This is a genomic window from Nocardia sp. NPDC004568, assembly GCF_040609955.1.
Lineage (GTDB): Bacteria > Actinomycetota > Actinomycetes > Mycobacteriales > Mycobacteriaceae > Nocardia.
Map to the genome: position 1 here is coordinate 1 of NZ_JBEXLL010000131.1, position 8,565 is coordinate 8,565.

Consider the following 8,565-nt stretch of genomic DNA (forward strand, 5'->3'; position numbering starts at 1 on the left):
TTTTTTTGTTCTTGATCGTTTTGTTGTTGTTGTTACTGTGGGCGGCGTTGTTCGTCGCTGTCTTGCGGGCTCCCGCGCGGGCGCTTTCGAGGCCGAAACGGCGAGACGGGCCGCAACCCTTTGTGGTGTCTCGCAGAACTCGACTCCTACGGGTGCCGTTGGCATTCGCTGTCCGGGTCCACAGCGGGTCCGGTCACCCGGCGGGCCCGCGTGTGGTTCTGCTCACGGGGTGGCCGTACCTGCCCTCGGACGCGCGGGTCCGCACCCGACCTTTTTGGGCTTGTCAGGGCCCAAGTCTTAGGCTGTCGAGACGGAATTCTTCCCACCAGCAGCTAGAGAAGGCAGGACCGTGCAGGACTCCCGCGCAACCGAGACGGCCGGGCCGAGCTCGGTGGACCATGGCGCACCCCAGGGCCGCGCCGGTGATATGCCCGCCCATCGGTACACCGCCGAGCTCGCCGGGGAGATCGAGCGCCGCTGGCAGCAGCGGTGGAACGAGCGCGGCACCTTCTTCGCGCCGAACCCGGTCGGCCCGCTGGCCGGCGAGGTTCCGGTCGACAAGCTGTTCGTGCAGGACATGTTCCCGTACCCGTCGGGGGCCGGGCTGCACGTGGGTCATCCGCTGGGCTATATCGCCACCGACGTGTTCGCCCGCTACCACCGGATGCGGGGCCGCAATGTGCTGCACGCGCTCGGTTACGACGCGTTCGGTCTGCCCGCCGAGCAGTACGCGGTGCAGACGGGGGCGCATCCGCGCGACACCACCGAAGCCAATATCGCCACCATGCAGCGGCAGCTGGACCGGCTGGGCCTGGGGCACGACCGGCGGCGTTCGTTCGCGACCACCGACCCCGAGTACTACAAGTGGACGCAGTGGATCTTCCTGCGCATCTACAACGCCTGGTACGACCAGGAGGTCGGCCGCGCCCGGCCGATCACGGAGCTGGAACAGCAGTTCGCCACGGGCGCCCGGCCGGCGCCGGACGGCAAGGACTGGGCCAGTATGCCCGCCGCCGAACGCAATGCCGTGCTCGACTCCTACCGGCTGGTCTATCAGACCGATTCGGTGGTGAACTGGTGCCCGGGGCTGGGCACGGTGCTGTCCAACGAGGAGGTCACCGCCGACGGCCGCAGCGAACGCGGTAACTTCCCGGTATTCCGTAAACGACTGTGGCAGTGGATGATGCGGATCACCGCCTACTCCGACCGGCTGATCGACGATCTGGACCGGGTGGACTGGCCGGAGAACGTGAAGGCCATGCAGCGCAACTGGATCGGTCGCTCGCGCGGCGCCCGGGTCGAGTTCGCGACCGCGGCGGGCGATGTGGAGGTTTTCACCACGCGTCCCGACACCCTGTTCGGCGCGACCTATATGGTGCTGGCCCCGGAGCACGAGACGGTGGACCGGTTGGTGGCCGCCGCCTGGCCGGAGGGCACCGATCCGCGCTGGACCGCCGGGAGTGCCACACCGGCCGAAGCCGTGGCGGCCTATCGCAAATCCATTGCCGCGAAATCGGATCTGGAGCGGCAGGAGAACAAGGAGAAGACCGGCGTCTTCCTGGGGGCGTACGCCACCAATCCGGTGAACGGCGCACAGATCCCGATCTTCATCGCCGACTACGTGCTCAGTGGTTACGGCACCGGCGCGATCATGGCCGTGCCCGGCCAGGATCAGCGCGACTGGGATTTCGCGACCGCCTTCGGCCTGCCGATCATCCGGACCGTGCAACCGCCCGCGGATTTCGACGGCGAGGCCTACGCGGGTGACGGGCCGGCGATCAATTCCGATTATCTGGACGGCCTGAACATCGCCGATGCCAAGGCGACCGTCATCGCCCGGTTGGAGGCCGACGGCCGCGGTGCCGGCACCGTTCAGTACAAACTGCGCGACTGGCTGTTCGCGCGGCAGCGGTACTGGGGTGAACCGTTCCCGATCGTCTACGACGAGACCGGCGCCCCGCATGCGCTGCCGGAATCGATGCTGCCGGTGCGGCTGCCCGAACTGGACGATTTCGCGCCGGTCACCTTCGACCCCGCCGACGCGAACTCCGAACCGTCCCCGCCGCTGGCCAAGGCCACCGACTGGGTGGAGGTCGAACTGGACCTGGGCGACGGACCGCGCAGGTACCGCCGGGACACCAATGTGATGCCCAACTGGGCGGGTAGCTCCTGGTATCAGCTGCGCTACGCCGACCCGACCAACTCCGCGGAGTTCTGCGCGAAGGAGAACGAGACCTACTGGCTGGGCCCCCGGCCCGCCGAGCACGGCGCCGGCGATCCGGGCGGGGTCGACCTGTACGTGGGCGGGGTGGAGCACGCGGTGTTGCATCTGCTGTACGCGCGGTTCTGGCAGAAGGTCCTGTTCGACCTGGGTGAGGTGAGCGGCAGCGAACCGTATCGCCGCCTGTTCAACCAGGGCTACATCCAGGCCTTCGCCTACACCGACGCGCGCGGCGCCTACGTGCCCGCCGCCGAGGTCATCGAACGCGACGGCCGGTTCTACTGGACCGACGCCACGGGCACCGAGGTCGAGGTGAACCAGGAGTACGGCAAGATCGGCAAATCGCTGAAGAACGCGATCGCCCCCGACGAGATCTGCGATCTGTACGGTGCCGACACCTTCCGCTTCTACGAGATGTCGATGGGCCCGCTGGACACCTCCCGGCCGTGGGCGACCAAGGACGTCATCGGCGCGCACCGCTTCCTGCAGCGGGTGTGGCGGCTGGTGGTGGACGAGGAGACCGGGGCGACCCGGGTCACCGAGGACAACCCGGCCGACGAGACGCTGCGGCTGCTGCACCGGACCATCGCCGGGGTCGACGAGGACCTGGCGGCCATGCGCGACAACACCGCGGGCGCCAAACTGATCGAGCTGACCAATCACCTGACCAAGGCCTACCCCGGCGGCGCACCGCGTTCGGCGGTGGAACCGGTGGTGCTCATGCTGGCGCCGCTGGCCCCGCATATGACCGAGGAACTGTGGGAGCGGCTGGGGCATACCCATTCGCTGGCCCACGGACCGTTCCCGGTGGCCGACCCGGCGCTGCTGGCCGCGGAGACCGTCGAGTACCCGATCCAGGTCAACGGAAAGGTCCGCAGCCGGATCCAGGTAGATCCGGAGGCCGACCGGGCCGCGATCGAAGCGGCCGCCCTGGCGGACGAGAAGATCGCCGCCCTGCTGGACGGCAAGGCCCCGCGCAAATTGATCGTGGTCCCGGGGCGGTTGGTCAATATCGTCGCTTGAGTCTCGGCGCCCGCCCGTCGGCCCGGCCCAGGTGCCCGGCCGTGGCGCGGGGGTGGCCGGTGCCGTTCCGGGTGGACCGACCGGCGAAGGTAGAGGGTGCTCGCGAAGGTGGGCACCTCTGGCCGACGGACAGGCTGCGACCTCGGTGGGCCCGGCAAGACCCGTTGCTGGGCGGGGCGGCCGGTTCGATGCTGTCGAGAGGCGAATCCTCGGACCGTCCGGCCCGGGGCCTGCGGCTATGCCATCGGTACGGCACCGATAGTTAATCCGGCGGACTCCTCGGACTCGCCTTGGTGGGCTAGCGTGCGTGCGTTCAGCCCGGAACAGGAGTCCATCTTGAAACCTCTCGAGCTCTTCGTCGTCCCCGGCCCGGCCGGGTCGCGGTCGCGCGTCACCTGTCAGTACAAATGCGGAAACGCCTGCTTCCACGACGTACCCAACACCTCGTCGAACACCTACTTCGGGGATATCGTCGCGGGGATCTCCCGGCGGCGGCTGCTGCAGGGCAGTGCGGCCGCGGTGGTCGCGATCGGCGCGGCGAGCGCGCTCGCCGCCTGCGGTGACGGGACAGAGGTCGGTCCGGCCGCGAACTCCGGGGGCACGGGGACCGGGTTCGCGCCGGTCGCGCCGAACACCGAGGACGCGCTCGTCGTTCCGGAGGGTTATGAGCAGGGCGTCGTCATCCGGTGGGGCGACCCGCTCTTCGAGGACGCGCCGGAATTCGATTTCTTCGCCCAGACCCCGGCCGCCCAGGTCAAGCAGTTCGGTTACAACAACGATTTCGCCGGCCTGCTGCCGATCGAGGGGCAGCCGGGCAAGTACCTGCTCGTGGTGAACCACGAGTACACGACCGAACAGTTCATGTTTCCCGGATACAAGCCCGAGGCGATCACCCGGGAACAGGTCGAGATCGCGATGGCCGCACACGGCCTGTCCGTGGTCGAGGTGCACGGCGACCCGGGGACGGGCCGCCTGAAACCGGCGTTCGGCAAGTACAACCGGCGGATCACCGCGACCACCGAATTCCGGCTGACCGGCCCCGCGGCCGGCAGCCCGCTGCTGAAGACCTCCGCCGACCCCACCGGCACCAAGGTCCTCGGTACGATCAACAACTGCTCCGGCGGAGTGACTCCGTGGGGCACGGTGCTGTCCGGCGAGGAGAACTTCAACGCCTACTTCGTGGGCAAATCCGCCGATCCGGTGGCGGCGGCGCGGCTGAATCGCTACGGCATCGGTGATTCCGACGCCCCGCACCACTGGGAGAAGTTCGACAAGCGTTTCGATATCGCGGCCGAACCCAACGAGTCCCACCGCTTCGGCTGGGTGGTCGAGGTGGACCCGTGGGATCCTGCCTCCACCCCGGTCAAGCACACCGCGCTGGGCCGGTTCAAACACGAGGCCGCGAATATCCACGTCGCCGCCGACGGGACCGTGGTCGCCTACACCGGTGACGACGAGCGGTTCGACTACATGTACAAGTTCGTCTCCTCGCGCAAGGTCGAGCCGGGTACCGGGGCCGCGAGCCGCCGCCACAATATGACCATCCTGGACGCAGGCACCCTCTACGTCGCGAAACTCACCGGCGACCACCCGGACCGGATCGACGGCTCGGGCACCCTCCCCTCCGAGCAGGGATTCACCGGCACCGGGCAGTGGATCCCGATCCTGCGCACGGCCGAGGACGGCCGCGGCGAATCGCTGGTGGACGGGATGACCGCCGAGGAGGTCGCCGTGTTCACCCGCCTCGCCGGCGACAAGGTGGGCGCCACCAAGATGGACCGCCCCGAGGATTTCGAGGCCGACCCGAAAACCGGCAAGGTCTATGTCGCGCTGACCAACAACGACAAGCGCGGTACCGACGGCAAACCCGGGGTCGACGAGGCCAACCCGCGCGACAAGAACAAGAACGGCCAGGTACTCGAGCTCACCGACGATCACGCGGGCACCTCGTTCACCTGGACCCTGCTGCTGGTCTGCGGTGACCCGGCCGCCGCCGACACCTACTACGCGGGCTACGACAAGACCCGGGTCAGCCCCATCTCCTGCCCCGACAACCTCGCCTTCGATCCGTACGGCAACCTGTGGATCAGTACCGACGGCAATGCGCTCGACGCCAACGACGGTCTGTTCGCGGTGGTGCTCGACGGTGACCGGCGTGGCGAGACCAAACAGTTCCTGTCGGTCCCGATCGGTGCCGAGACCTGCGGTCCGGTGATCACCGAGGAGCGGGTCATGGTGTGCGTCCAGCATCCGGGTGAAACCGACGAGGCCTCGGTGGAGAATCCGGCCTCACACTGGCCGGACGGCGGAACGACCCAGCCGCGCCCGGCCGTGGTGGCGGTCTGGAAGTCCGGGGGCGGCCGGATCGGCGTGTAGGAGGTACGTGGCGTACGGGGCTATCCGCTGCCGGTGAGCCCGCCCATCCGGGCGAAGCGGGCGAAATCGCCCTGTGCGCCGCTGTACACATTGATATCGGTGTTGCCGAGGATTCCCGGGATCGAGCCGGAGTCGGTCTGCTGCCAGAAGGTCCACGCGGGCCAGCGCCCGGGTACCTCGGGTTCGGCGCGGTCACGGTAGTCGGCGATCCACAGCGGGTAGCGGTGGAACTGGTCGCTGTCGGCCATCGCGGTCTGCCAGAACCGCGGGTAGGTGTAGACGATCGGCACGCGCCCGGTGAGGGTCTGCACGGTGTCGAGATAGCGGTGGGTCCAGTCGATCAGCGCGCCCGGCGCCAGACCGCCGGAATGCTCGATATCCAGTACCGGTGGCAGGTCCAGCGGGCCGTTCTGACCGAGCACGATCGTCGCGTAGAAGGCCGCCTGCGGTTCCGGCGGGAGTTCCGGGCGGGCGTAGTGGTAGGTACCGCGCGCCATCCCGGCCAACCGCATCTGCAGACTGTCCTGGACGAAGAACGGGTTGATGTAGTCCAGGCCCTCGGTGGCCTTCACCATGGCGAAGCGGTGACCGGCCGCGCGAACGGCGAACCAGTCGATGGGCCGTCCACCGCTGTGTTGCCAGGACGAGACATCCGGGCCGGTGGGTTCGGCGTGCGCGGGTGCGGAAACGAGCGCGAGGCCCGCCACCAGCGCGAACGTCAGCAGTCCGAGGCCGGTGGGCCGGCGGCGGATCGGAACGAAGCTGCCCGGCCCCAAGCGCGAGCCGGACTTTCGCACGGTCGATCTCAATCGGGCAGTTTTCATGGTCCCGACCCTAGGCACGCGGACCGGCACTGCCCGGGATTGCGCTGCCGTGTCCGAAGGCGACGCGCGGTGGGCATACTCGGGTTGGCCGACGTGTACGTCCACGTACACCTTTCGGCCACTCCGGATGATCGGCATCGATCGTCGGGGCCGCCCGCGATTCCGGACTGACGGAGCGAAGGAGCGCAGCGACTGAGCCGAGGAGGGGAGAATCGGGGTCACAGGGCCCCGACCCGCGACGCCGAAGGCGGCGCAGAAACTATTGTGCGGAGCCGGAGGTGGGTATGCGCACTGTCGGATGGTCGGCGGCGGGATCACAACTTCTCGCGGGCGAGACCTGGGGTGTCTCCGGCCCCGCGTTCCTGCTGCTCTACATACCGATCGCGGTCGTCGCCGTGGTCATCGGATGGCGGCTGCGGCACCGGATCGTGCACGCGCCCGCAGCGGCTCCGCCCGGTGTGCTGTCCGCACCCGAATTCGGTCTGCTGACCAGCGATCGGCGGGCGGTGACTGATCGCGCTGGCGCTCGCCGGATGGCGGGTGGCGGCACCGGTGCGGGTCACGCCCGCGGGCCGGGCGGCATCGGCCGAGGCCACCGGCGGCCACCGCCATCTGCGCCCGGGGAACTCGCCGTCTTATCAGACCTACGGGCCCGGGGCCGCCGGCTTGGCGGTGGCGCTGTTCGGGGTGCACGCGCTGGTGCTCCTCGATCCGGCGCTGAACTCCGCCATGTCCGGGTACAGCGCGGAAAGTATGTCCGGAGGAGATTCCGGTGCGGGCGACGCGGCCGGTGGTAGCGGCTTCGGTAGCGGCAGCAGCTGTGGTGGGGGCAGTGGCTGCGGTGGGGGTTGTGGCGGGGGTGGCTGCGGTGGCTGACCGGTGGCCGGGCGTCGGGTCGAACATCTGGCCGCCTGTGCGCGGGCGGTATCCGCGCCGCTGGTGAGTGAGCACATCGCCTTCGTACGGGCCGGTGGACTGGAGGCCGGTCATCTGCTGCCGGTGCCGCGCAGCCGGGAGGCGCTCGACGTCCTGTGCGCGAATATCACCCGGACCCGGGCCGGCCTGGACGTGCCGCTCGCGGTGGAGAACATCGCGGCGCTGTTCGACTGGCCCGATGACGAATTCAGCGAAGCGGAGTTCCTGACCGAGATCGTCGAACGTACCGGGGTGTACCTGCTGCTGGATATCGCCAATGTGTACGCGAACGCGCGCAACCGCGGCCGTGACCCGCGGACCGAACTGTGGCGCCTGCCCCGCGAGCGGATCGCCTACTGCCATATCGCCGGCGGCCACGAATCCGGCGGTCGCTACCACGACACCCATCTGCACCCGATACCCGCGGAGGTGCTCGCGCTGGTCACCGAGTTCGTCCACGATCACCCGGTTCCGCTCATGCTCGAGCGGGACGGTAACTACCCGCCTGCGCACGAGCTCCTCGACGAGTTGGATGCGATTGCCGAGGCCGCCGCCCGCGCACCGGTCACGGCGGCCGCACGGACGGGATTGCTATGACGGACCCACCGCTGCCCGGATTGGCCGATCGGCAGGCGGCCCTGGTGCGTGCCCTGGTGGCGGGGGAAGCGGTCCCGGCGGGTTTCGATCCCGCCGCGGTGGGTGCGGCCGCGCACGCACTGCGGCACAAGCGGGCCCGGGAAGTCGCGGCCCGCCATCCCGAACTGGTGCACGCCACCGGCCCGGATTTCACCGAGCGGTTCGTCGAATGGGCGCGGAACCGCCCGAAGACGGAACCGCGGCCGACGCCCTGCGTTTCGCCCGCGAGTGCGGTATCCCGTGGCCCCTGTCGGTCCGTGGTCACCGGCACCGATCTCCCGGTTGCTACGGCGACTTCGTTCACGCTGATCGGGGTCATCGCTTCCGCCACGACCGTGGTCCGGCACCGCGGGCCGATCCGGCCGGTACGTGCGCACAGTCCATTGCCGGTGTTCGAGACGGATGCGCTGGTTGCCGCTTCCGCGCCGAGTCGACCCCGGCGCGTCGACCGCTCATACCCGTACGCGCCGCACTACGGCGCCGGGATCACCGGCAGGCGTAGTAGTACGGCTTGTAGGCGCAGATGTCGAGGTAGCCGCCCTGGTCGCTGTCGTAGGTGAAGCTGCGCTC

Annotated in this window: 4 protein-coding genes and 1 pseudogene; 4 read left to right on the forward strand and 1 reads right to left on the reverse strand. The window is 69.0% G+C overall.

Annotated features, from left to right (window positions below; genetic code table 11):
- Positions 1-427: 427 nt before the first annotated feature.
- The gene (gene leuS / locus ABZV91_RS31340) at positions 428-3,244 is read left to right on the forward strand and encodes a leucine--tRNA ligase (protein WP_355249346.1); all 2,817 of its coding nucleotides are present in this window, start codon (positions 428-430) and stop codon (positions 3,242-3,244) included.
- A gap of 336 nt (positions 3,245-3,580) precedes the next feature.
- Positions 3,581-5,620 carry a PhoX family phosphatase gene (locus ABZV91_RS31345; RefSeq protein WP_355249343.1) on the forward strand — a complete coding sequence of 680 codons (2,040 nt, stop codon included), beginning with the start codon at positions 3,581-3,583 and terminating at the stop codon, positions 5,618-5,620.
- Positions 5,621-5,640: 20 nt separating this feature from the next.
- Here ABZV91_RS31345 and ABZV91_RS31350 read toward each other — a convergent pair whose 3' ends face one another.
- Positions 5,641-6,444: a glycoside hydrolase family 25 protein gene (locus tag ABZV91_RS31350; protein WP_355249344.1), complete on the reverse strand. Its 804-nt coding sequence runs from the start codon at positions 6,442-6,444 to the stop codon at positions 5,641-5,643.
- A 540-nt stretch (positions 6,445-6,984) separates the two neighbouring features.
- On the opposite strand from ABZV91_RS31350, the gene ABZV91_RS31355 reads away from it, so the two are divergent.
- Positions 6,985-7,320 (forward strand): hypothetical protein, encoded by a 336-nt coding sequence (locus ABZV91_RS31355; RefSeq protein ID WP_355249345.1) that lies wholly within the window; start codon positions 6,985-6,987, stop codon positions 7,318-7,320.
- A 15-nt stretch (positions 7,321-7,335) separates the two neighbouring features.
- Positions 7,336-7,956: pseudogene (locus ABZV91_RS31360) on the forward strand (DUF692 domain-containing protein); the annotation flags it as partial.
- Positions 7,957-8,565: the final 609 nt, after the last annotated feature.